The sequence below is a fragment of the Streptococcus cristatus genome, from assembly GCF_003943465.1.
GTDB lineage: Bacteria > Bacillota > Bacilli > Lactobacillales > Streptococcaceae > Streptococcus > Streptococcus cristatus_C.
In genome coordinates this window covers 57,787-80,550 of record NZ_RJPR01000006.1, presented here as the reverse complement: position 1 = coordinate 80,550, position 22,764 = coordinate 57,787, and the positions used below count along the sequence as shown (strand labels likewise).

Annotated in this window: 30 protein-coding genes and 1 pseudogene; all 31 read left to right on the top strand. The window is 42.3% G+C overall.

The features are described from left to right. Positions 1-5: 5 nt before the first annotated feature. The 31 genes and pseudogenes from D8793_RS07360 (at position 6) to D8793_RS12335 (ending at position 22,762) form a co-directional block, all read left to right on the top strand. Positions 6-788 (top strand): DNA methyltransferase, encoded by a 783-nt coding sequence (locus D8793_RS07360; RefSeq protein WP_185761037.1) that lies wholly within the window; start codon positions 6-8, stop codon positions 786-788. Beyond that, the gene (locus D8793_RS07355; protein WP_125371351.1) at positions 781-1,272 is read left to right on the top strand and encodes a MazG-like family protein; all 492 of its coding nucleotides are present in this window, start codon (positions 781-783) and stop codon (positions 1,270-1,272) included. Before D8793_RS07360 ends, D8793_RS07355 begins: the two co-directional genes overlap by 8 nt. Then, positions 1,269-1,577 (top strand): DUF1372 family protein, encoded by a 309-nt coding sequence (locus D8793_RS07350; protein WP_125371350.1) that lies wholly within the window; start codon positions 1,269-1,271, stop codon positions 1,575-1,577. The genes D8793_RS07355 and D8793_RS07350 overlap by 4 nt, the downstream gene beginning before the upstream one ends. Next, positions 1,574-1,852: a hypothetical protein gene (locus tag D8793_RS07345; RefSeq protein ID WP_125371349.1), complete on the top strand. Its 279-nt coding sequence runs from the start codon at positions 1,574-1,576 to the stop codon at positions 1,850-1,852. Before D8793_RS07350 ends, D8793_RS07345 begins: the two co-directional genes overlap by 4 nt. 45 nt (positions 1,853-1,897) lie before the next feature. Next, positions 1,898-2,329: a DUF7448 domain-containing protein gene (locus D8793_RS07340; RefSeq protein ID WP_125371348.1), complete on the top strand. Its 432-nt coding sequence runs from the start codon at positions 1,898-1,900 to the stop codon at positions 2,327-2,329. Positions 2,330-2,360: 31 nt separating this feature from the next. Continuing rightward, a pseudogene (locus D8793_RS07335) lies at positions 2,361-2,531 on the top strand (single-stranded DNA-binding protein); the annotation flags it as partial. A 12-nt stretch (positions 2,532-2,543) separates the two neighbouring features. Then, positions 2,544-2,930 (top strand): hypothetical protein, encoded by a 387-nt coding sequence (locus D8793_RS07330; protein WP_125371346.1) that lies wholly within the window; start codon positions 2,544-2,546, stop codon positions 2,928-2,930. A gap of 44 nt (positions 2,931-2,974) precedes the next feature. Further along, the gene (locus D8793_RS11910) at positions 2,975-3,112 is read left to right on the top strand and encodes a hypothetical protein (protein ID WP_185761192.1); all 138 of its coding nucleotides are present in this window, start codon (positions 2,975-2,977) and stop codon (positions 3,110-3,112) included. A gap of 120 nt (positions 3,113-3,232) precedes the next feature. Then, positions 3,233-3,379, top strand: a complete 147-nt coding sequence (locus D8793_RS11905) for a hypothetical protein (protein ID WP_185761034.1) — start codon at positions 3,233-3,235, stop codon at positions 3,377-3,379. Further along, on the top strand, positions 3,351-3,545 hold the full coding sequence (locus D8793_RS07320; protein ID WP_125371344.1) for a hypothetical protein: 195 nt from the start codon (positions 3,351-3,353) through the stop codon (positions 3,543-3,545). The genes D8793_RS11905 and D8793_RS07320 overlap by 29 nt, the downstream gene beginning before the upstream one ends. Before the next feature lie 31 nt (positions 3,546-3,576). After that, the gene (locus D8793_RS07315; RefSeq protein ID WP_125371343.1) at positions 3,577-4,002 is read left to right on the top strand and encodes an ArpU family phage packaging/lysis transcriptional regulator; all 426 of its coding nucleotides are present in this window, start codon (positions 3,577-3,579) and stop codon (positions 4,000-4,002) included. A 112-nt stretch (positions 4,003-4,114) separates the two neighbouring features. After that, positions 4,115-4,681 carry a site-specific integrase gene (locus D8793_RS07310; RefSeq protein ID WP_125371342.1) on the top strand — a complete coding sequence of 189 codons (567 nt, stop codon included), beginning with the start codon at positions 4,115-4,117 and terminating at the stop codon, positions 4,679-4,681. 221 nt (positions 4,682-4,902) lie between these two features. Further along, positions 4,903-5,241 carry an HNH endonuclease gene (locus D8793_RS07305; protein ID WP_125371341.1) on the top strand — a complete coding sequence of 113 codons (339 nt, stop codon included), beginning with the start codon at positions 4,903-4,905 and terminating at the stop codon, positions 5,239-5,241. Between the two features lie 232 nt (positions 5,242-5,473). After that, the gene (locus D8793_RS07300; protein WP_125371340.1) at positions 5,474-6,787 is read left to right on the top strand and encodes a hypothetical protein; all 1,314 of its coding nucleotides are present in this window, start codon (positions 5,474-5,476) and stop codon (positions 6,785-6,787) included. Then, positions 6,735-7,961: a polymorphic toxin type 50 domain-containing protein gene (locus D8793_RS07295; RefSeq protein WP_125371393.1), complete on the top strand. Its 1,227-nt coding sequence runs from the start codon at positions 6,735-6,737 to the stop codon at positions 7,959-7,961. The genes D8793_RS07300 and D8793_RS07295 overlap by 53 nt, the downstream gene beginning before the upstream one ends. After that, on the top strand, positions 7,961-8,152 hold the full coding sequence (locus D8793_RS07290; protein ID WP_125371339.1) for a hypothetical protein: 192 nt from the start codon (positions 7,961-7,963) through the stop codon (positions 8,150-8,152). Before D8793_RS07295 ends, D8793_RS07290 begins: the two co-directional genes overlap by 1 nt. Positions 8,153-8,203: 51 nt before the next feature. After that, positions 8,204-8,434, top strand: a complete 231-nt coding sequence (locus tag D8793_RS07285) for a hypothetical protein (protein ID WP_125371338.1) — start codon at positions 8,204-8,206, stop codon at positions 8,432-8,434. A gap of 54 nt (positions 8,435-8,488) precedes the next feature. Beyond that, positions 8,489-9,901 (top strand): terminase, encoded by a 1,413-nt coding sequence (locus tag D8793_RS07280; protein ID WP_125371337.1) that lies wholly within the window; start codon positions 8,489-8,491, stop codon positions 9,899-9,901. An 80-nt stretch (positions 9,902-9,981) separates the two neighbouring features. Next, complete coding sequence (locus D8793_RS07275; protein ID WP_125371336.1) at positions 9,982-10,440, top strand: capsid assembly scaffolding protein Gp46 family protein; 459 nt, start codon at positions 9,982-9,984, stop codon at positions 10,438-10,440. A gap of 4 nt (positions 10,441-10,444) precedes the next feature. Further along, entirely contained in the window at positions 10,445-11,335 is an 891-nt protein-coding gene (locus D8793_RS07270; protein ID WP_125371335.1) for a phage major capsid protein, read from the top strand. Position 11,336: 1 nt separating this feature from the next. Next, complete coding sequence (locus D8793_RS07265) at positions 11,337-11,567, top strand: HeH/LEM domain-containing protein (protein WP_125371334.1); 231 nt, start codon at positions 11,337-11,339, stop codon at positions 11,565-11,567. Positions 11,568-11,572: 5 nt separating this feature from the next. Beyond that, positions 11,573-11,968, top strand: coding sequence for a phage Gp19/Gp15/Gp42 family protein (locus D8793_RS07260; protein WP_125371333.1), 396 nt, complete (start codon positions 11,573-11,575; stop codon positions 11,966-11,968). Beyond that, on the top strand, positions 11,955-12,293 hold the full coding sequence (locus D8793_RS07255) for a hypothetical protein (protein ID WP_125371332.1): 339 nt from the start codon (positions 11,955-11,957) through the stop codon (positions 12,291-12,293). Before D8793_RS07260 ends, D8793_RS07255 begins: the two co-directional genes overlap by 14 nt. Beyond that, on the top strand, positions 12,286-12,522 hold the full coding sequence (locus D8793_RS07250) for a hypothetical protein (protein ID WP_125371331.1): 237 nt from the start codon (positions 12,286-12,288) through the stop codon (positions 12,520-12,522). Before D8793_RS07255 ends, D8793_RS07250 begins: the two co-directional genes overlap by 8 nt. After that, positions 12,523-12,858: a hypothetical protein gene (locus tag D8793_RS07245; RefSeq protein ID WP_125371330.1), complete on the top strand. Its 336-nt coding sequence runs from the start codon at positions 12,523-12,525 to the stop codon at positions 12,856-12,858. Positions 12,859-12,871: 13 nt separating this feature from the next. Further along, positions 12,872-13,423, top strand: a complete 552-nt coding sequence (locus D8793_RS07240; RefSeq protein ID WP_125371329.1) for a phage tail tube protein — start codon at positions 12,872-12,874, stop codon at positions 13,421-13,423. Positions 13,424-13,426: 3 nt separating this feature from the next. Beyond that, complete coding sequence (locus D8793_RS07235; RefSeq protein ID WP_125371328.1) at positions 13,427-13,732, top strand: hypothetical protein; 306 nt, start codon at positions 13,427-13,429, stop codon at positions 13,730-13,732. A 14-nt stretch (positions 13,733-13,746) separates the two neighbouring features. Then, on the top strand, positions 13,747-14,121 hold the full coding sequence (locus D8793_RS07230; RefSeq protein WP_125371327.1) for a DUF5361 domain-containing protein: 375 nt from the start codon (positions 13,747-13,749) through the stop codon (positions 14,119-14,121). Then, on the top strand, positions 14,121-17,087 hold the full coding sequence (locus D8793_RS07225) for a phage tail protein (RefSeq protein ID WP_125371326.1): 2,967 nt from the start codon (positions 14,121-14,123) through the stop codon (positions 17,085-17,087). Before D8793_RS07230 ends, D8793_RS07225 begins: the two co-directional genes overlap by 1 nt. Continuing rightward, positions 17,088-18,596 (top strand): distal tail protein Dit, encoded by a 1,509-nt coding sequence (locus D8793_RS07220; RefSeq protein WP_185761033.1) that lies wholly within the window; start codon positions 17,088-17,090, stop codon positions 18,594-18,596. After that, positions 18,596-22,762, top strand: a complete 4,167-nt coding sequence (locus D8793_RS12335) for a phage tail protein (RefSeq protein ID WP_125371325.1) — start codon at positions 18,596-18,598, stop codon at positions 22,760-22,762. The genes D8793_RS07220 and D8793_RS12335 overlap by 1 nt, the downstream gene beginning before the upstream one ends. Positions 22,763-22,764 lie beyond the last annotated feature (2 nt).

Here is a 22,764-nt window from a genome sequence, read left to right as displayed (position 1 = left end):
GAGAGATGGTAGTTTGGGCTCTTTTCGATAGCGGAAATGGTTCGTACTTTAAAGGTGCGAAAGTATTGAATCGTTCAGGGGGGGCGAACATTGACATCTATCCGATCGGGAAAGATGTAGAAAACAAGAACAATCACTTTATCAATTTGGATTTGGCAGACTATGGCCGTTTATTTGGTGACAATACGCTCTTTGGTGAATTAGACAAATTGCCAAAACCTGACTTAATTATTGCTAGTCCACCATGCGAGTCCTGGTCAAATGCTTCTGCCATGGAAAATGGGAATGCGTGTTGGAAACGCAATGATGTTTCTGATTGCTTATTCGCTCCACAAGTAAGACCTTCACCCTTCACAATCAGGGGAAATCAGGATTACGAGTCAGCCTATATAAATTATCAATACGACAGGCAATTTTTAAAAAGGATCAATGGGGAGCTAACAGCTTTTAACACAATAGAAATCATAAGAAAATACAGACCACAATTTTGGGTTATTGAGAATCCAGCAGCTGACAGACTGTGGCCCTACATTGAGGATATTATTGGATTCAAAATTCCATACAAAAACCTAGCTAGATACAATAATTATGACTACCCTTTACAAAAACGGACAATTTTTGGGAGCAACATTGAACTTAATTTAAAAAATAAAATTATCAAGCAGGATATTGAGTGGAAGAATTTCTCGAAATCATACAATGAGAGGTCTAACATACCTAAAAAACTTGTGATCGAAATTTTTGAGAAAGTATATAAAGAATTTTCAAAGGAGAAAAAAGATGAATAGTATAACACTAGAAGAAAAAGTAGAGCAATGGTTTGTAGAAAGAAATCTACATGAAGCAAATCCAGTCAAGCAGTTTGAAAAACTCATGGAAGAAGCTGGTGAATTGTTTGAGGGCATTGCTAAAGGTAAGAATGAGCTGATTTATGATGCCTTGGGTGATATTCAGGTCGTCTTGATTGGGCTTGAGCAACAAATTCGAAATGGCGCAGAGATTGAAGCGACTGCTCAGGAGCTGGAATTGTTACTCATGGTTTCGAGCCTTGGCAATCTTGCCCAGAAGCTTTACAAGCATGTGTTTCACAAGGAAACCAAGCAACCGCTCATCAAGCCTGATTTAATGCTTTTGCACAGCGCAATTCATGCGCTAGCCCTCTACAATGAGACAAGTGCTGATGATTGTCTGGCATTAGCTTACCAGACCATCAAACATCGCAAGGGCAAGATGATTGATGGGGTGTTTGTGAAAGAGGAGGACTTGACATGAGAGAACACAGTATTTACATTTTCAGCATTGTTGTTTTGCTAGCAATCTTGATGGCAGCGATCATCAAGATTAACAGGATCAATGAGCGAGTCGAACAGCTCGAAGCCAGAAAGTTGATCACAATACACAGGGCAGACAATGCTGGTGCAGAAATGCACGGCAGAATAACGGATAAGGAAGTTATCGACGGTCGCTACACGGTCACAGCTGGGCCGTACGGCAAATTCCTCGTGACCAAGGAACAGTACGATAATTTGCAAGTAGGGGATGAAATCCCTGATTATTTGAGAGGAACAGGAAGATGAAAAAATTAGGAATTATTTTAGGAACGGTATTTGTAATCGTTGTATCGCCGTTCGTTGTTCAGTACGGATGGAATGAAATTATCACAACGATCGTTCCAGTTGGTAAAATTACAGTCTGGCAAGCATTAGGGATGGATGCACTACTATCTTTCATCTGGCCTGTGCTGTCTAGCAAAAAAGAATCTGAAGAGGATTATTCATATGCTGTAAAGAGCAGCATTTCAAAAATCATTGTATGTGCATTTTTGATATGGTTAGCTAGTTTGTTTATTTAAGGAGCATTTGTAGACTGAAATATTTAAAGAAAAGAGGTAATTAAGATGACCAAAACTATTGAAATCCCAGATTGGTGCTCCATGTGGGGCAGAAAAGATGAGCGTTATGGCTCACTAGAAGAACTTAAAGAATTGTTACTCTACAAGCGTATCGTAAAATGGGATAAAGACTTTCTACTGCTTGAAGATGGCACAAAGGTCACTATTGAAATGTCTGAAAGTGATTGCTGTGCCTCAGCAGGTGGAGAGTTCAAGAATGTCACGCTAGACGCAGTCATTACTGATGTAAAAATCGGAGAACCCACAAAATTCGACAATGGCGACGGGACCACTTGTGAGAATACGGTCACTATTTACCACAATCAAAATCCAATAGCTTCGGCAGAATGTGAGGCTGATGATGGCAATGGTGGCTATTACTACAGTGTAGGGTCGCTAGTTATTGGTAAAATCCACTTTCCAGTAGTAGAGGCGTAGGAGGAGCAAAATGAAAGAAAAAACATACGAAGACAATCAGCAAGGCCAGCGTGTCTATGTCACAGAAGTCGTAGCGGATAGCTTCCAGCTTTTAGAAAGTCGTAACAAATCTGCTAATCATAGCAGCATGGACGAGCAGATGCCACCAGATTTTGGCAATAACAATCCGATGGACATCTCAGATGATGATTTACCGTTTTAAGGAGGTTTTTAAATGACTAAACTGATAGGCTTCGGTCGTTGCCTTGGAAAAACGACAATGGCTATTTTAGAGAGTCATGCTACTGGCAGCAGAATTTTGGTTGCTAATCAAAAAATGGTAGAAAATACTTTTAGAATGGCGAAGGAATTGGGCTATACAATACCTTATCCAATATGCGTTAACGATTTGGTGCGTACTCCTCATGCATACTCAAGTGAGGAGCATTTCATCATTGATAATGTTGAGATGGTCTTGCAGGAGATGCTTTACAACAAAATTGATACAATCACCTTTGACAATCGTACGATTGACCCTGAAGACCGTTATCGCGAAGAAATCAGGACCTTAAAGCAAGAAGTAGATGCTTGCTACAAAGAAAAAAGGAAGACCAGGAAATAATTGAAAAACTAAGGTTAATCTGTATCAGTCAGCAAGAGGCCATCATGAACTATGAATGGGAAAAGATGAAACGCTCTGCTATTGCCAAGAAGAACAATAGAAGGAGATTTCAAGATGAGAATAATGATAGACGGCGAATTTCAAGCATTCCTAACATTCATGTTTCACTTTATTATGATTGATTGGATTTGGAAATTTCTTGAAATCAATATTGCTGGCAAAGAAAATGGTAATCTACCAGATTCAATTTTGCTTGTGCTACTTTGCTTATATATCACTTGGATTTTGAACAGGAGAACAAAATGAACGGTTATGAATTTATGGCACAGCATCCATATTTAACAAGCTTTATCGCTATTATGATTGCTATCACAGTTATCAGCACTGTCGAGTCCATCGCGAAAATTTGGAGAAAACCAGATGAACAAAAGAATCAAGAAGAAAGCTAAACAGGCTCTACTGCGTGAGCAAGAAAAGTTAAATCAAGAATTGGCTAAGCTAAGTCCTGAAGAACTTGCGAGAGCCGTTAAACAAGTATTCAAGAGTATGGCTAGAACACTTGCTTCTATTTTTGAGGGTCTGGCAGCGTTCTTCAAAGGTTTTGACAAGCCTTGAAAAACGAAAATATATAGAATTGAGGTGAGAGATGCCTTTTTTTCCAGAAATCAACGAAGCGAAAACGAAAGAAAATGCCAAGAAAATTTTAAAAGGCTATCCTCGCTGGCGTCGTGTTGCAAATGACAAGAACGGTCAAAAGGTGACGACTACATACTCTTTCATGCCTCGTAATCCAGGAAGCGATACGACCAGTCAGGTTGAGAAGCTTGCTATTAGAAAAGTGGATGCGGAGCTGGAGCTAGATGCGATTGAGCAAGCGGTCAGCGAGCTTCATGATCCTTACTATCGCAGAATCATATATGAGAAGTACCTGGTCTGGCATCGAAAGAAAGATGAGACAATATACAACGAGCTTGCAATCTCAGAGAGCTCGTATTACGAAATTCTTGATAAAGCTCTATTAGCATTTGCAGAACTTTATCGAAATGGCGAGCAAGTCGAAATTATGGAGTAAAAGCGGAGTAAATCAAGAGTAAATAGCAATTTCAATGTGCTAAAATAGTACTATCGAATAATAGACGAAGGCAGGCACACCCTGCCTTTTATTGTAGTTTGGAGGTGATGTTGTGAAAAAAGTAGAACCAATTCGTGAACTTGATGATATTGAACGGATGAAAGATTTTTTGAAATCAAAAAGCGAACGAAACTATGTTCTAATCATGTGCGGTCTATATTCTGGAATGCGCATTAGCGACATCATACCTCTTCAAGTCAAACATGTTATGAGTGATAGAATCGAAGTCACTGAGAAGAAGACAGGAAAAGTCAAGCGTTTCGCAATCAATCCAGAGTTAAGAAAAGCTTTGAATCATTACATCAAAACTAACGAACTACAAGATTACGATTATCTGTTTCCAAGCAAAAAGAAAGTCAGAACGGACGGTGTGCGTATCGCTCACATTGGAAGGGTTGCAGCATACCAGATTTTAAAGCAAGCAGCTGAACATATCGGCCTGAAAAACATTGGGACCCACTCAATGCGAAAGTCATTTGGCTATCATCATTACAGACGAAATCAAAATGTAGCGATTTTGATGGAATTGTTTAATCACTCATCACCAGATATCACACTTGATTATATTGGTATTAAGCAAGATGAACTTGATGATTCGATGATGAATTTTAGCTATTAAAACCTATTTATTTAACACAATGAGAAAATGTAAATTAGTTTTTAATAAAACAGATGTGAGCACTTGATACACTTGACTTTTGAGAATGTTAGTTTTATTTAACAGAATATAAGATATGTTAAATACAGGAGGGGTTCGAGTACAGAAAATACCCCCTCCCCAAAACAACCAGAGAGGACTTTAAACACCTCCCCCCAATCATAAAAAAGGAAGTCCCCAAGATGAACCTCCCCCGACCTGATAGAAACGGACCTCACCGTGTTGCGTTTGAAAAAAATAAGAACATCATACTTAAAACCAGAAACACCTGTGGGATTTGTGGACTAGCTGTAGACAAGTCCCTGAAGTACCCGCACCCATTGAGCCCAGTCATTGACCACATCATTCCAATCAACAGAAACGGTCATCCATCAGATATCAATAATCTACAGCTGGCTCATTGGCAATGTAACAGACAGAAGTCTGATAAGCTCTATGCAGATAGCAGAGCAGAAAGTTTGAAAGTTGTTGGTAATCGCAATCTTCCTCAAAGCAGAGATTGGACAAAGTATAGAGCTTAATCGCTCAAAAGAATATTTAAATATGTAAACGAATGCTATTCTAAATTTATTAAATAAAAATCAATAATGATATTTTTGCTTAATGCTTGAAAAAATTAAAATAATGATTTTACAGCCAATCTGCCTTTTGGCAGATAGGGGGGTAGTACCCTCCCCAAAGGCTCAGCGGGGCTTCACGCCGTCACTGTACATTTTTTCTCGCGCCAAAACCTAGAAAAAGAAGGAGAATGATTTGGAAATAAGAGGAATTGATTATTTGAGGAGGAAGCTTGCATCTTGCAGGTCAAGGGTCAATCTGAGGTACAAACATTATGCTATGCAGTATCAGGAAGTGCCAATAGGAATCACCATTCCTCCGAATGTTCGAGCGCAGTATAGGGCGACTTTGGGGTGGACTGCTAAAGGTGTGGATAGCCTTGCTGATCGTCTGGTTTTTCGGGAATTTGGAGATGATGTCTTTAATGTGACGAAAATCTTTGATCGCAACAACCCTGATATTTTTTTTGATAGTGCTATTCTAGCTGCGTTGATTGGTTCGTGTTGCTTCATCTATATTTCAAAAGGCGAAGATGATGAGGTTCGGTTGCAGGTGATTGAAGCTAGCAATGCTACTGGTGTAATTGATCCTATCACTGGATTGCTTGTGGAAGGTTATGCGGTGTTGGCTCGGGATGATTATGGTCAAGCGACTTTAGAGGCTTACTTTGAGCCAAATGCTACGCATTTCATTCCGAAGGATGGTCGTCCTTACTCAATCAGCAATCCAACGAATATTCCGCTGTTGGTTCCTGTGATTCATCGTCCTGATGCGGTCAGACCGTTTGGTCGTAGTCGTATCACGAGAGCTGGGATGTATTATCAGAAATATGCTAAGCGTACTTTGGAGCGGGCTGATATTACGGCAGAGTTTTACTCATGGCCTCAAAAGTATATTCTGGGGCTGGATCCTGATGCAGAGCCGTTGGAAAAATGGCAAGCGACAGTATCAAGCCTATTGACGATTTCTGCTAGTGACAATGGGGAAAAGCCAAACGTTGGCCAGTTTAGCACTGCAAGCATGTCTCCTTTTACAGAGCAACTGAGAACGGCTGCTGCTGGCTTTGCTGGTGAAATGGGCTTGACTTTGGATGATTTGGGATTTGTGTCGGATAATCCATCATCTGTGGAAGCTATCAAGGCGAGTCATGAGAATCTTCGCCTTGCTGGGCGGAAGGCTCAGCGGTCTCTGGGAGCAGGTTTCCTGAATGTGGCTTATGTGGCTACTTGTTTGCGAGATGATTTTCAATACGCTCGTAGTCAATTTGTGAGAACGAAAGTGAAGTGGGAGCCGTTATTTGAAGCGGATGCTAATATGCTGACGATGATTGGTGATGGTGCTATCAAGCTCAATCAGGCTGTGCCTGGATATGTGGATGGTGAAACTATCCGAGACTTGACAGGTATCAAGGGTGCTGAAAATCCTGTTCCTGCTCCGATTGAGAAGGAGGTAAATGATGGTCAAGGATATCGTGCCGGAGTTGTTGACGAAAATTCAGACGGAATTTGAGGAGGCAAGGCTTGATAGCGAAGTGCTGAAGTCTCTCTTGTCAAAATTAGAATCTAAGTCAGCTGGTTATCTGGATGCGAATGATTATGCTATCGAATTAGGGGAGATTCTTTCTAAGGTTCTGAGAAGCTCTGTAAGTCCCTCTAATCTTCCAGACGGCAAAATGTATTACAATATCGCTAAAAGGTTGCTGACGGAGACACTGGGGCGGAATTTCGAGCTAATAAGTGGGTACGCTCAGCAAGTTCAGAAAAATTTGAATGAAGAGGCTAAAATAGGGCTTAGAGTTCAAGTCCCTGAACTAAATCAAGACAGGATAACTGGTTTAGTCAATCGGATTTCCAGTGAAGCTGAGTTTAGTCAGATTGCTTGGATTTTGAAAGAGCCGATTGTCAATTTTAGTCAGAGCATTATTGATGATAGTATTCAGAAAAATGCTGAATTTCAGAAGAAAGTTGGGCTGGCTCCAGTCATTGAACGACATTCCACGGGACATTGTTGTGACTGGTGTCAATCGCTGGTTGGTAAATATTTGTACGGTGAAGAACCGCTAGGATTTTACCGAAGGCATCAACGTTGTCAATGCACCATTGATTATCATCCAAAAAATGGGAAGCAGCAAAACTCTTGGTCTAAAAAATGGTCTAAAGAAAGTGCTGATGTCCTTGAACGACGCAAGCAGCAGAATATTGATGTGCGTGATAATAATCGAAAGGTAGATATCCGAGAATACAAGAAGATTGTTGAGATTTTGGGGCCACAAAATGCACCTATTTCACTAGCGCAATTTCAGGAGTTGAAGTATAATGATAGTGAAAGATACGAACGCTTAAGAGATGTAGTTTATATCCAAGAAAAATTCAAAAACGGCACCTGGCTGGATAAAATCAATCCAGAAAAGCAAGCTAGGCATATTCAATCAACATCACTGACTGGAAAGAGCTATTTTTATGATCATGTGGATGTCAATGCTCTGTACGATAAGTACAAGATGACTGGATTTTTAGAAACAAGTAGAAAAGGCGCTCAAACCAGCAATGAAAAGGTTGATTTGTTTGAAGATAGGCCGTTAGGAATTGATGTCTATACTGGTAAGCCAGTAAATGCTATGACAATCAAATATAGCAAAACTGGTGCACACTTGATACCGACATACTACGAAAGGGGAGACTGATGGAACTTAGAAAATTTAATAACAAGGTTGTCAGAATCACCGATATTGATGGCCAAACATTTGAAGGCATCTGTCTTTATGAGGACAAGGATGTCTATGATGAAGAATATGATGGGTTGTCCGTTAAGTCAGGAACCCGATGGACAAAACTCTTTGAGGACGAAATCAAGGAAGTTGAAATTATAGCATAAGCACGTTGACAGTGTTCAGGGTGCTTTTCTTATGCTCTGGAAGAGGTAACGATGGGAAACACAATTGATTTTTCAGAAAGAAAATCAAGCATAGAGCGTGGCGCTTCTGTTAAAGAGATTTTAGTGGAAAATTTTGAAGCTAGTCCTAATTATTCTTCGGTGTTAGTGATTTCTTTAGATAAAAATGGAGAAGTAAATCTGGGATATAGTTGGGAAAGTAGCTTGCAGGCCTTGGGAATGCTTGAGGTTGCTAAAAATTATATTTTGAACGATATCAATTAAAAAAATCTCCCAGCGATAGGGTTATCATGCGATGACGATTGAAAGGAATGTGGAATGGCGAGGAAGAAACTTGGCAATCAGAATCCTACTCAATCGGTGATTTTAAAATACGTCAAGAAAAATTCAAAAGCTAAAGAAGCGATTGAACTTTACGAACGGACGGGTCTTTCTTGCTATGCCTGGCAGAAAAATCTCTTACTGCCTATGATGGCCATTGACAAGAACGGTCTTTGGGTGCATCAGAAGTTTGGTTATTCTATCCCTCGGCGGAATGGGAAGTCTGAAATCCTTTATATTCTTGAAATTTGGGGCTTGCATAAGGGATTGAATATCCTACATACGGCTCACCGGATTTCTACATCTCACTCCTCTTTCGAAAAGGTCAAACGATACCTTGAGAAAATGGGGTATGTTGATGGTGAGGATTTCAATTCCATTCGAGCGAAGGGGCAGGAGAGAATTGAGCTGTATTCAACGGGTGGTGTTGTCCAATTTCGTACTAGGACATCAAATGGTGGTCTGGGTGAAGGTTTTGACATGCTGATCATTGACGAGGCTCAGGAGTACACGACGGAGCAAGAATCTGCTTTGAAATATACGGTGACGGATAGTGCGAATCCTATCACAATCATGTGTGGGACACCTCCGACCCCTGTATCAAGTGGTACGGTCTTTACTAAGTATCGTGAGACTTGTCTTTTTGGGAAAGGAAAGTATTCTGGCTGGGCTGAATGGTCGGTTTCCGATGAAAAGGAAATCGACGATGTGGAAGCTTGGTATAATTCCAATCCATCTATGGGCTACCATTTGAATGAGCGGAAGATTGAGGCAGAACTTGGTGAGGATAAGCTGGACCATAATATCCAACGTTTGGGATTTTGGCCAACCTATAATCAAAAATCTGCCATTTCCGAAACGGAGTGGAATGAGCTCAAGGTGGATGATGTCCCAGAATTGTCTGGCAAGCTGTCTGTTGGTATCAAGTACGGTCAAGATGGAACGAACGTGGCATTGAGTATTGCTGCACGGACCAAGGATGGCCGTTTCTTTATAGAGACAATCGATTGTCAGTCTGTTCGTAACGGAAATGAGTGGATGGTTGCTTTCTTGCGTCAAGCTGACGTGGCTCAAATTGTCATCGATGGCGCAAGTGGTCAAAAGATCCTAGACGAAGAGTTGAAGGACTATAGAATCAAGAATGTGATTCTGCCGACGGTGAAAGAAATCATCGTGGCCAACGCTCTTTGGGAACAGGGTATTTACCAGAAAACCATCTGTCACGCTGGCCAACCATCGCTATCTAAGGTGGCTACTAACTGCGATAAGCGGAACATTGGCTCAAATGGTGGTTTTGGCTATCGATCGCACTTTGACGATATGGATATATCTTTGATGGATAGCGCTTTGCTTGCGCATTGGGCTTGTGCTACAACTAAGCCTAAGAAAAAGCAAAAAATCAGTTATTAAAATAAGCGGTCTTGTGACTGCTTTTTTTGATGCCAAAAATTACCGAACTGCCGGGGAAGCAGGAGAAAGGAGACATGAGAATGTCAGAATTTAAACCAATCACTACACAAGAAGAATTTGATGCTGCTATTAAGGCTCGCTTGTCTCGAGAGAAAGAGAAGTATGCCGACTATGACCAGCTTAAATCTCGTGTTGAAGAGTTGGAAAAAGAAAATGTTGGCTTGCAGTCAACAATTGAAGCTAGTAATAAAAGCAAGGCAGATGCTGACAAGCAACTTGAAGATTTGCAGAATCAAATCGCTGGTTATGAGACAGCTAGTCTGCGAACTCGTGTGGCTTTGCAACATGGATTGCCTTACGACCTTGCAGACCGTTTGCAGGGGACTGATGAAGAAAGCTTCAAAGCAGATGCAGAGCGCTTGGCTGGGTTTATGAAGAAATCTCAACCAACTTATCCTGTTGGAACAAATGAACCTAGCTCGATTGATGAAAAAGATGCAGCATTGAAAGGAATGCTGCACAAAATGAGAGGAGAATAATTTTATGCCGACACTACAAACAGGGGATCTATTCCCAGTCGAAACAGTACAAGATATCTTTAGTAAGGTAAAGGGGCATTCCACTCTTGCAAAGCTTACTACTCAAGAACCTATTCCATTTTCTGGGACTGAAACATTTGTTTTCAATCTCGAAGGGAATGCTGAAATTGTAGGTGAAGGTTCCCCTTCAAATGCCGGAAGTGCAACTATGAAACCAAAAGTAATCAAACCTGTTTTGGTTACTTACCAAGCACGGGTATCAGAGGAATTTGTAAATTGTTCCGAAGAAAAACAATTATCTTACCTCAAGTCATTTATCGATGGCTTGTCTAAAAAAGTTGCACAAGCAATTGATATCGCTTCATTCCATGGGCTTGAACCAAAATCAATGACAGATGCTTCTTTCAAATCAACGAACTCATTTGATGGTTTGATCACTGGAAATGTAGTGACTTATGAAGCAGATAAAATTGATGAAAATATTGATACTGCTGTCGCAACCATCACAGCAAATGATTGCGAAGTAAACGGTATTGCATTGTCTCCAGCTGCAGGAGCAGCACTTGGGAAAATCAAGGTAAATGGGGTAGTCCAATATCCTGAATACCGTTTTGGTCAAAATCCAGGCTCATTTTACGGAATGAAGTCTGATATTAATAAAACATTGACTACTGTTGCTAGCTCAGCTAAAAAAGACCATGTTATCGTCGGTGATTTTGAAAATGCTGTTAAATGGGGATATGCTGAAGAAATTCCTCTTGAAATTATTAAATACGGTGATCCAGACGGTGCTGGTCGTGATTTGAAACGCTACCGTGAAGTTTGCTTGCGTACACAGGTGTATGTGGGTTGGGGAATTCTTGACGAGCAGGCATTTGCTCGTGTGGAGGCTTAATATGGAATATATTAACAAAGAAACTTTGGTAACAATTGAAACAGATTGTAAATTGCTGGGCGACTGGGTTCCCGCTGCTGAATTTACAAAGTCACAAGAAGGACAAGCGGATGATTCGGAAAACTGGACTGTGCCAGAGCTCAAGTCTAAGCTAGATGAGCTTGGTGTTGAGTACAGTGACAAAGCTAAGAAAGCAGAATTGTTGGCTTTGCTGGAAGCGCATAAGGAGTAAGTTAAATGGGGGACTTTGCAACAGTTGAAGATCTGGAAACTTTGTGGCGTCTTTTAAAATCAGACGAGCGCAAGAGAGCAGAGGCTCTGTTGAAAATTGTCTCTGACTCTCTGCGTGTCGAAGCTAAGAAGATTGGGAAAGACTTGGATGTGCTTGTGGCTGAGGATTCATCTTTTGCAAGTGTGGTCAAGTCTGTTACTGTCGATGTGGTAGCTCGTACCTTGATGACCTCTACTGAGCAGGAACCAATGACTCAGTTTGCTGAGAGTGCTTTGGGCTATTCGGTTAGTGGGTCCTATTTGGTTCCCGGTGGTGGTCTCTTTATCAAGGACTCAGAACTCAAACGCTTGGGACTAAAGAAGCAAAGATTTGGGGTGATGGAGATCTATGGGACGGATTAAGGGAATTACCGTGATCTTAATTGACAAGGTCAAGACAGGACAGGATGATTTTGGTCATTCCGTCTTTGAAGATCGAGAAATTGAGGTTGAGAATGTGCTAGTACAGCCAACCTCAACAGATGATAAAGTCAGCCAGCTCAATCTTACTGGCAAGGTAGCTGTCTATACCTTAGCAATTCCTAAAGGCGACACTCATAACTGGGAAGACCGAGAAGTCCTATTTTTTGGTCAGCGGTGGCGGACTTTTGGCATACCAACTGAAGGGATTGAGAGCTTGATTCCGCTGGACTGGAATAAGAAAGTGACGGTGGAGCGGTATGGCTAGTATGAAAGTCAAGCTAAACGGTGCTGGTGTCGGTGCCCTGCTGAAATCAAGGGAAATCCAAAATCTACTGAATCAAGAAGCTACTAAAATCCGTAGTCGATGTGGTCCAGGCTATGAGCAGGATAGTTATGTCGGAAAGACACGGGCAAATGCGATGGTCTATCCAAAAACCTATCAAGCTAAGAAAGACAATCTACTAAATAATACTTTGTTGAAGGCGGTACGTTAGATGATTGAAATTATTATCAAGAAATATCTTGACGGTCATTTAGATGTACCGTCATTTTTTGAGTATGAAGCTGAAGCTCCTAATAGTTTTGTCATTATTCAAAAGACAGGAGGAAAGGAGCGGAATCATTCTGGTAGTGCGACTTTTGCTTTTCAAAGCTATGGTCCTACTATGCAGAAGGCTGCCGAGCTCAACGTCAAAGTGAAGCAGGCTGTAAAAGGGTTGATTGAGCTGGACTCAATCAGTGGTGTCCACTTAAACAGCGACTACAATTTTACGGACACAGAGACCAAACGATACCGCTATCAAGCGGTGTTTGATATTAACTATTACTAAAGGAGATATTGCAATGGCATTAGAAGCTAATGTAACAACTGCGAAACCGAAAGTTGGTGGAGCAGTGCACTCTGCGCCGCTTGGCGCAAAATTGCCAGTCGATGCGACAAGTAAGCTAGATGTTGCTTTTAAGTCTTTAGGTTTCATTTCAGAGGATGGTGTGACAAATAACAACTCACCTGAATCTGAAGATATCAAGGCATGGGGTGGCACTATCGTCAACTCTTCTCAGACCGAGAAGAAGGACACATTCGTCTATACCTTAATCGAGGGGCTCAATATTGATGTCCTGAAAGAGGTTTATGGGGCTGAAAATGTTTCAGGGGATCTTGCTACTGGTATTACCATCAAGGCTAATTCAAAAGAGCTAGAAAATCACTGTCTAGCTATTGAAATGATCTTGAAAAACGGTGCTCTCAAACGTATCGTCATCCCTTCTGGGAAGGTCACCGAAATCGGCGAAATCACTTATAAAGATGGCGAAGTTGTTGGCTATCAAACAACTATAACCGCATTTCCGGATGATACCGGAAATACTCACTACAAATACATCAAGGGGGCTTAATAGATGGTAAAACGCAAACGTAACAAACGTAATCATGGTGCACAAGGAAAAACATTTAAAGGGAAAACTTCAACTGGTTTTGCCTTTGAAATCACGCAGGAACGCTTGGATAACTATGAACTGCTGGAAGCAGTGGCAGAAGTGGATAAGAATCCTGCTGTCTTACCAACCGTTATCAATCTGATGTTGGGTGATAAGGCTCAGGACTTGAAGGACCACGTCCGAACAGAAGCTGGGATGGTCCCAACAGGGAAATTGATGCAGGAAGTGGAAGAAATCTTTAAGAGCAGGACTCATCTAAAAAAATAGCCCTCCTTGCTAGAATGATTGATCTGGATGAAGACGCTCTCATCTGCGATCTAGCTGAAACCTATGGCATTTATGATTATAGGCAGCTACCTGCTCAACAGGTAGCTGTCTTTGCTTTTGGTTTAAAAGAGGACTCTCGGATCAAGATGGCCTTGAGTAATCAGAAGGTGCCTTTTGAAACCTTGCTGATGGCTAGTACGCTGGATAGGCTGTCAACACTTCTCTGGTTTAAGACCAAAGATGGTCAAAAGGGTGCGAACAGGCCAACTATGATAGCTCAAAAGCTGATCGGAGAAGAGAAAGAAAGGGATGAGATGGTCTTTAGTTCTGGTGAGGAATTTGAAGCGTATCGTCAACGAATTTTAGCTGAGGTAGGAGGTGAGAAGTAATGGCTACAGAAATCGCACAAGCGTATGTGCAGTTGATTCCATCTGCAAGAGGGATAACTGGGAAAATCCAAGCTATTCTAAATCCAGAGGCATCGGCTGCTGGCCAAAGTGCTGGTCAATCTCTAGGCTCTAGCTTGGTCAGCGTGGCGACCAAAGCGATAGCAGCGGCTGGAATTGGCAAGGCCTTTTCAGCGGCTATCCATGAGGGGGCAGCCCTCCAACAATCTTTAGGAGGGGTTGAGACTCTTTTCAAGGGTAGTGCTGATACGGTCAAAAGATATGCTGCTGAAGCTTATAAAACAACAGGTCTGTCAGCCAATGCTTACATGGAGAATGTGACAGGGTTCTCCGCAAGCCTCCTGCAATCTTTAGGTGGAGATACAGCGAAGGCTGCTGATGTGGCCAACATGGCCATGGTGGACATGTCCGACAATGCTAATAAAATGGGTACGGATATGGGGCGGATCCAAGATGCCTATCAAGGATTTGCTAAACAGAACTACACCATGCTTGATAACCTCAAGCTAGGCTATGGCGGTACTAAATCCGAAATGGAACGGCTCTTGGCTGACGCTGAGAAACTGACCGGTGTCAAATACGACATCAACAACCTATCTGATGTTTACAATGCCATCCATGCTATCCAGGAAAATCTGGATATTACAGGTACGACTGCTAAAGAGGCTGCATCAACCTTTAGTGGTTCCTTTTCTGCTATGAAAGCGGCAGCGCAGAATGTGCTTGGTCAGTTGGCCTTGGGGCAGAATATTTTGCCAGCATTACATGCTCTATTTGATACTACCAAAACATTTTTGTTTGATAATTTCATTCCGATGATTGGGAATGTGTTTTCTGGTCTTGGATTGCTATTAACAGAAGGGATTAGTAAGATAGCTTCTGAGCTATTTGGAGATGCTTTTGGAAGTGCGGTGTATGATCAATTATCAAGGGTCACAGGAATTTTCCAGACTTTCTTTGACATGATTTTTGGCTCCTTAAACAAACAAGATAACATCGATATTTTGAAGGTGCTAGGTTTTAGTGATGATGCAGCAAAACAAATTGTCAACATAGCAGATAATATCCGTGTCACTTTTGAGAATATCGGGGCGACTATTGGCAATATCGCTGGGATTGTTAGTAGTTTCATTGGAGAGCTATTAGGAGTAAGGGACGGTAAGCAAGAAGTCAATTTGCTTGGCACTGCATTTGAAATTCTGACAGGATTTATAAAAGAGGTGTCATCAATACTAAAAGATGTAACTAAGTTTTTTAAGGATAATCAGCTAGCAGCAGATTTACTTAAGACTTCTGTAGTTGCTTTAGGAGTTGGACTTCCAGTAGCTAAAATTGCTACATTTGTGCAAGGCTTAGGTGGCATACCTGGTATTTTGGCAATTGCAAAAACAGCTATTTCAGGTTTTGCTACATCAGCGATAGCTGCTATTTCTTCAATCCCTCTGATTGGGTGGATTGCTGCTGCAATCGCAGCTTTAACTTGGTTTTTCACTCAAACTGAGACTGGCCGTCAGATTTGGGCTGCTTTTGTTGACTGGATAAAGGTCGCATGGCAGGGGATCGCTGAGTTCTTTTCTGGTTTATGGTCTGGCATAGCAGAAGGTGCTAACAACCTTTGGTCTAGCGTGTCTGAAGCTTGGAGCTCGGCTGTTGAGAATGTCAAGAACTTGTGGAATGGAATTGTTGTATTTTTCGATGCTTTGTGGCTGACAATACAAACGGCTGCTTCAATTGCTTGGACCCAATTTACTACGACGATCATGTCTATCGTCCAGCCTTTTATTGATGGCTTTTTAAATTTGTGGAATGGCGTCTCAAATGGCATCTCTCAGATTTTTGAAGGCATCAAGATGATCTTTCAGGGGGCTTGGGAGTTTATCAAATCTATCTTCTTAGGTGCGATCTTGGTCATCATTGATCTAGTGACTGGGAATTTCACTCAGCTAGGTGCTGACCTAGGCTTGATTTGGGAAGGCATAAAAAATGGTGTTTCTCTGGTTTGGGAAGGTATTAAGGCCATTTTCATGGGCTTGGTTGATGCCATTGTAGGCTTTGGGAAAGCTGCATTTGAAAACTTTTCAGCTGCCTTATCTGCGATTTGGGAGTTTATCAAGTCGGCTGCTTCAGCGGCTTGGGAATGGGTAAAATCTACTGTAACAAACTTGATAACAGGTCTTGTGCAGGGTGCGCAAAATATCTGGAATGGCTTCATGAACTTCCTGTCCTCTCTTTGGGAGAGTATCAAGTCAACAGCTGTGAATGGCTGGAATGCCCTGAAATCAGGGGTTATTTCTATTATCAACGGTCTGATCCAAGGCGCTCAGAATGCTTGGAATACCTTACAACAGGGTGTGACTAATGTGGTCAACAGTGTCACAAATATCTTTAAAGGCCTAGCTAATATCAATCTTTGGGATGCTGGCCGAGCTATCCTTGATGGCTTCTTGGGCGGTCTGAAATCTGCTTGGGGTAGTGTGACGGATTTTGTCGGCGGTATCGCAGGCTGGATCCGTGATCACAAGGGACCAATCGAGTATGACCGTAAGCTATTGATCCCTGCTGGTAATGCAATCATGGGAGGGCTTGATAAGAGCCTAAAAGAAAAGTTTAAAGAGGTCAAAAAGACTGTTAGTGGCATGGCTGGTTCGATTGCTGACAGTTTTGGAGATGAAATATTAGCTCCTGATTTAGGAGTTTTGGGAAATAACGAGGTGCAAGTTGCCTTGACATCTAGTAAATTGCTGGATCAGATACTTGATCCTGATCATAACCGGGACAAGGAATCTACGCTTCTGGAAACCATTGTTAAGTTGGCTAATCGGCCAGTCATCGTGTCTCAGCAAGTAGATACGAGAGAAGTCTCTCAAATACTAGCTGAACCGATAGCAGAAGAACAAGAGAAACGACAGACTATTCTTAAAGCTGTCGATGGATTGGGGTGGACTTGATTGATAAAAGTACATTTTAACGACGTTGAATTGACAAAATGGATTACTGTTTTAGATGGGTTCACCGCTTTTAACGGTGCAGACCATGACCCGACTTTTCAGGAGTATCCAACGATGAGTGGTGCAGAGTTTGTCAAGACTCGAAAGAAATTGAAGAAGATCTCTGTACCCTTTTATGTAGCATATGATAGTGTGGCTGATTATGATGCTTTACAGACGGCTCTCAATGTATCTGAACCGAAAGAGCTGACCTTCAGCCATCTGCCTGACCGTGTCTTTTATGCGATTCCTGGCGGGGATCTGAATTTTAAGGAAATCCGTTTTAACGGTAAAGGGACTATCAACTTTAACATTGCAGATGGTCTGGGGCATGCTAAGAATCCGAAGCGCTTTGAATTTACTAAAAATGCTCAGGGAATTTGGGAAGCCATTATCAATAATACAGGTAGTGAGCCTGTGCCGATTGACTACAAAATCAAACTTAAAAAGGAATCTGGGTTTGTAGCGATCGTTAGTCAATATGGGGCTATTCAATATGGGAAGTTTGAAGAATCAGACTTTGTGCAGGAAAAGAAAAACGTTACTCTAGCTAGTAATCAGGGTGGAGACTTTGCTAACTGGCAAAATGGTACGGTATTTTACGAGAATCAAGGAAAGAAAGCTGTCACAACGATGTCAGCTGATACGGCTTTTAATGGACGGTTGGGTCTTTTACCTAGGGGATTTAATAATACAGGGAATAATCCCTTTTTCGGTGCTATCAAGGAGTTCAACTTGTCTGTAGGAGCTACAGAATGGTACATCTGGGCACGAGCTTGGTTTGAAACTGGGCTGATGGGGCAGACAGGCGCTTGGTGTTTGGCTGTTGTAGACAATGCCAATCGTTTTATCGCTGGGATGGCTATTGAGAAACATGACCGAGTTGGAAACCGGGCTAGCGTTTATTTTTTGCTTGGTGATGGCAAGGGAGGAAGTCATATCAAACATAAGATTGACTTTACTCCTAGTTTTTGGGTAACTGATAACCCCTACGGAACTGAAGCCAGAAATCAAAATAGGAATATGTTTGACTTGCGAAAAGAGGGTGATAAGGTCACTTTCTTTTGGTATGGTCAGTATTTCTCTTATTTTGAATCAGGAATTAAGAATGTAGAAGCTAGCAAGGTACAGTTTTTCTGTGGGCAGATAAATGGCAGAAACACGAATGACCAAATCGTCACACATCAGTATTTAAATGATTTTTCATTTTTTAAGCTGAATGTGCCTTTTTGGCGAGATGTACCTAATCGCTATCCTGCTCACTCTGAACTTTTTATCGATGCTAGTGGTGAGATCAATCCGGATGAACCGGGTAGGCTGTATGTCAATGGCTTGCTAGCTCCTGATGATGAGATTTTGGGGTCACAGTTTTTTTTAGCACCTCCTGGAGAAACAAAAGTACAGCTGTTAGTCTCTAGCTTCTCTGAGGTGGCTAGTGCCTATGCTGAGATTGAGGAGGCTTGGACTTAGTGAAAAACAATGTGAGAATTGCTATTAGAGACTCAACTGACACGCATGTTGTCGGTTTTTTTGATAATCAAAATGGAATTAAGTATCATGCAGCCGATCTGACTCGTTTTTTGAAAGGCTCGTGTAGTTATCTGGTCATCAAATATCGCTCAAAGGACATCGCAAAAGTAAAAAGTGGTTGCCGTTTGGCATTTAGGTTTAAGGGAAAAGATTATTGGATGACTATCAAGTCTATCAAGAAGACAGGCTATCAGATGGAAATCACGGCTTACTCTTTGAGTCTGGAAGCTAATGAGGAGAAGCGAGGAGCTTATAAAGCTAGCAGAGCCATGAGCATCCGAGAGTATGTGGATGTTTTTGATCCTGAGCACGCACTTGAAGTCGGAATTAACGAGATTGCTGATAAGAGCATTAAATTAGAATGGTCGGGGACTGACACGGTGCTAGCTCGACTATACTCTATCGCTAATAGCTTTGGAGCTGAGCTTGAGTTTGTGACGGAGCTTAACAGAGACTACTCGCTGAAACGGCACATCCTCAACATCTACCGTGCTGGCAATCTGGGTAAGGTTAAGACCGGACTACCTATCCGAGTAGGGAAAGACTTAAAAGTCATTAACTACTCAGATGATATCAACGACATCAAGACGGCTATCAGAGGAAGCGGCAAAGACGGCTTGACTATAGCTGGTCTAGATAAAAAAATCTATGACGATAAAGGAAACCTTATCTTTTATAGTCAAGGAAATACTATCTACGCCCCGCAATCTCGTGACCAATTCCCGTCTGTTACCAAAAAAACAGATGATGGCTGGATTATCCTAGAAAATGGAGAGACAGAACATGCCTCAAAAGAGGCTCTGTTTGGGTATTTACTCTCAGAGCTGAAAAAGCGATGTGTACCGAAAATTTCATACAGTACAGAGGGAAAGGTCAACGGAGAAATTGGCGACACGCTGACGCTGATTGACTCTGAACATTATGCCCCCCCTCTCTACGTACAAGCTCGTATTAGTGAGCAGACAGAATCCTTGCTTGGTGCTAAAACAGATAAGACGACTTTGACAAACTTTGAAAGAAAGTCTAGTCAGATAGCTAGTGAATTGCTGAAACGGGTGGAGGAACTGGCCGAAGAGGCAGCTCCCTATGTCATTAAGCTAGCTACGGACAAAGGTGTTGTATTCAAAAACAACCAGGGAGAATCAACGGTCTTTCCAACGCTTAAAAAGGGCAATAAGACTGTGGAATGCACTTGGAAGTGGCTGATTGATAACGAGGATTTTGGACAAGCTCCAAACCATAAGGTCACAGCGGCAGGGATGAGGGAATCTCTTACCTTGACGGCTATAGCCTTGGTAAAAGGACAAGAAGTAGCTAGAGAACAACTGACCTTTACCAATGTCAATGATGGTCAAAATGGAGCTAAAGGCGACCCAGGGCCACAAGGGCCGAAAGGGTCTACTGGAGCAACTGGAGCAACTGGAGCAACTGGAGCTAGAGGCCCTCAAGGTGAACGTGGGCCACAGGGAGCTGTAGGGCCGCAAGGACCAAAGGGAGAGCGAGGAGACCCAGCTGATACTGCAGAATTAAAAAAAGCTGTAACAGCAGCTCAAACCCAATTGACAGATGTCAAAAATAATCTGGAAGGGGTTAGGGCGAACCTGACGCAGGCTCAGAGTCAGTTGTCTACCAACATTGCCCAAATCCGATCTGATGTTGGTGCTATCCGAACCCAGCAAACAGTATACGAGCAGTCAAACACGCAGAATTTAGCCCGCATCACTGGCAAGCTTGGCGACAAGGCCAGCAAGGCCGAGGTCGAGCAGACCGCTGCTGGAATCCGCGAGGAGATAGCGAGTCAGGTTGTTGGTGGTCGGAACTTGCTGAAGGGTTCAAAAGGCCCGTTTAAGCCGAACAGAAATCCTACGAATTTTGATAATAATGTACTTTATCACAACGAGACATCTGTCTACATGGTTAATGGACAAAGATATCGAATATCTGCTAAAACTGATGGAACCTTTACCTCTCACCATGACGGACTTAAAGAGTCAGATAATGTTGTGCTTTGGATAATGGACAAAACTGTATCAAACTACCAAATCGTGTCCGACGCCAAAACTGGCACGACTGGTACAGAGTTTGTCTGGAATCGTCCGACTGGCACCTATCACTTACGAGTAAATACCTATCATAAAGACACCCAAAAGCTCAAAAGCGTTTGGGAGGTTAAGGTAGAGCAAGGCTCATTTAAGACAGACTGGTCGCCTGCTCCAGAAGATACCGAAGGCCTCATCACAGAGGCTAAAGCGACCTTTGAGCGCACGGCTCAGGGGTTGCGGACAGACTTGTCAGCGGTGCAGGCTTACGTCAGCACAGACGGCACGAGAGCGGAAGCCTTGCTAAGCCACTCTCGTGAGGAGACTGCACGCCAGCTGACTGCCGAGCGCAAGCTCATTGAGGCTGGATATGTTGCCAAGGCTACATATGCAGAAGATGTGCGAGGGCTAACGAGAAGGTTTGAGGAGCTGACAGTAGGTGGTGCTAACTTACTAGCTTATGCTAATTTTAATTCTGAGGGCTACTATCAAAACGGTCTCAAAAGGGACCGGAATTATGTTTACTCAAATCTAATCGAGATTAAAAGCACAGATTATATTTTGCAAGTTTGGGAGCTGGAACCTCAAGGAAAGAGGCTGTGGGTAGGTTTGCAGCTATTTGATGAGCAACGCAACCCTGTTGCGAATGGTTACTCAACGTTTTGGTTTAATGGCTACTTAAAACGAACTATCAAACCGACTCAAAACGCTAGATATTTAGCTATCTCATTTGAAAATTTAATTTTAGATAAAGATAAAGCTAAATTTAAGCTAGAGACAGGCACTATCCCAACAGACTGGTCACCAGCCCCAGAAGACACAACGGCCTACGCAGACACTAAGCTGGCTGAGTACAAGCAAGACATAGACGGCCAACTGGCCAGCGTGCAAGCCGCTCTTAATACAGCTAACGGATCATTGACGAGCTTTAACACTTGGAAGCAATCAGCCCAAGAGACCTTAAACAAGGTCGGCAAGGTCGAGACTGGGCTTAACGAGACTAAGACTAGCTTTGCGGAGTTTAAGCGCACGGCAGAGGGTCAGCTGTCTACGATTACCCAGCAAGTTGCTGGTAAAGTCTCACAAACAGAGCTAACTCAGCGAGCTAATCAAATCACACAAGCTGTGCAAGAGCTTAGTAACTCTGTCCTCAGAAAAAGCCAAGTGAAAATCAATGAGGGCGGGATCATCTCTAGCGTTGAGAAGACCATCAACGGCCAGACCTTGGCCAGCATGATTGCTCAGCGCTCAGAAAACGTTGAGATTATCGCTCGTTTGTTGAAAGTCAAAGGCGACATGATTGTTAACGGATCCATCACAGCTGATAAACTGAACATTGTGGGCGAGCTATCTGCTTTGAGCGCCAATCTCGGCAGGGTGAGATCTGGCGAAATTGTAAACGAATATCGAACCAATAGCACAAATGGTGAAGTAGTAATTGGAAATAACGTGAAAATAACCAATTACAATAGATCAGGCCCAAGAATCCACATCCCAAAAGAAGAAATCATGCTTTTACCAAATGGCCTGTTAATGAACGCTTACGATAACAGAGATAGAGTAAGTCATACTATGCGAGTATCTCCTGAGGTGATGGAATTTCAGAAAATCAATTATGCTCAAGCGCAGGGTGGCACAGGTTCCTGGAGTTTGGGGTACTCAAATTCCTACTCTATGCTTAGCATTGATGTTGCTTTACAGAAAATAAGGTTGCAAGCGACATCTAACCTCATGTGGGGTGTCAGCGCAACCTTCGTTCGGATTGGGAATCTGGTCACAATCTCTGTGACACGGATTATCACTAATATCAATCAGATAGTCGAGAACGCTCGTGCTAGCGAGAGAATTCCGAATGGATTCCGTCCAATATCACAAGCTCACTTGACTTTAACTGGAAATGTCAATGCGACAATTGATGCAACGTGCATCGTCCATCTAGAGACCGACGGAAGTATTCGTTTTACAAACAATAAAACCGGAAATCATGTTTGGTCTGGAACGGTTACCTATACTACCGTTGATGATTTCCCTATCGTTGGGAATATTCCTAACGGCAAGCTAATTTAGGA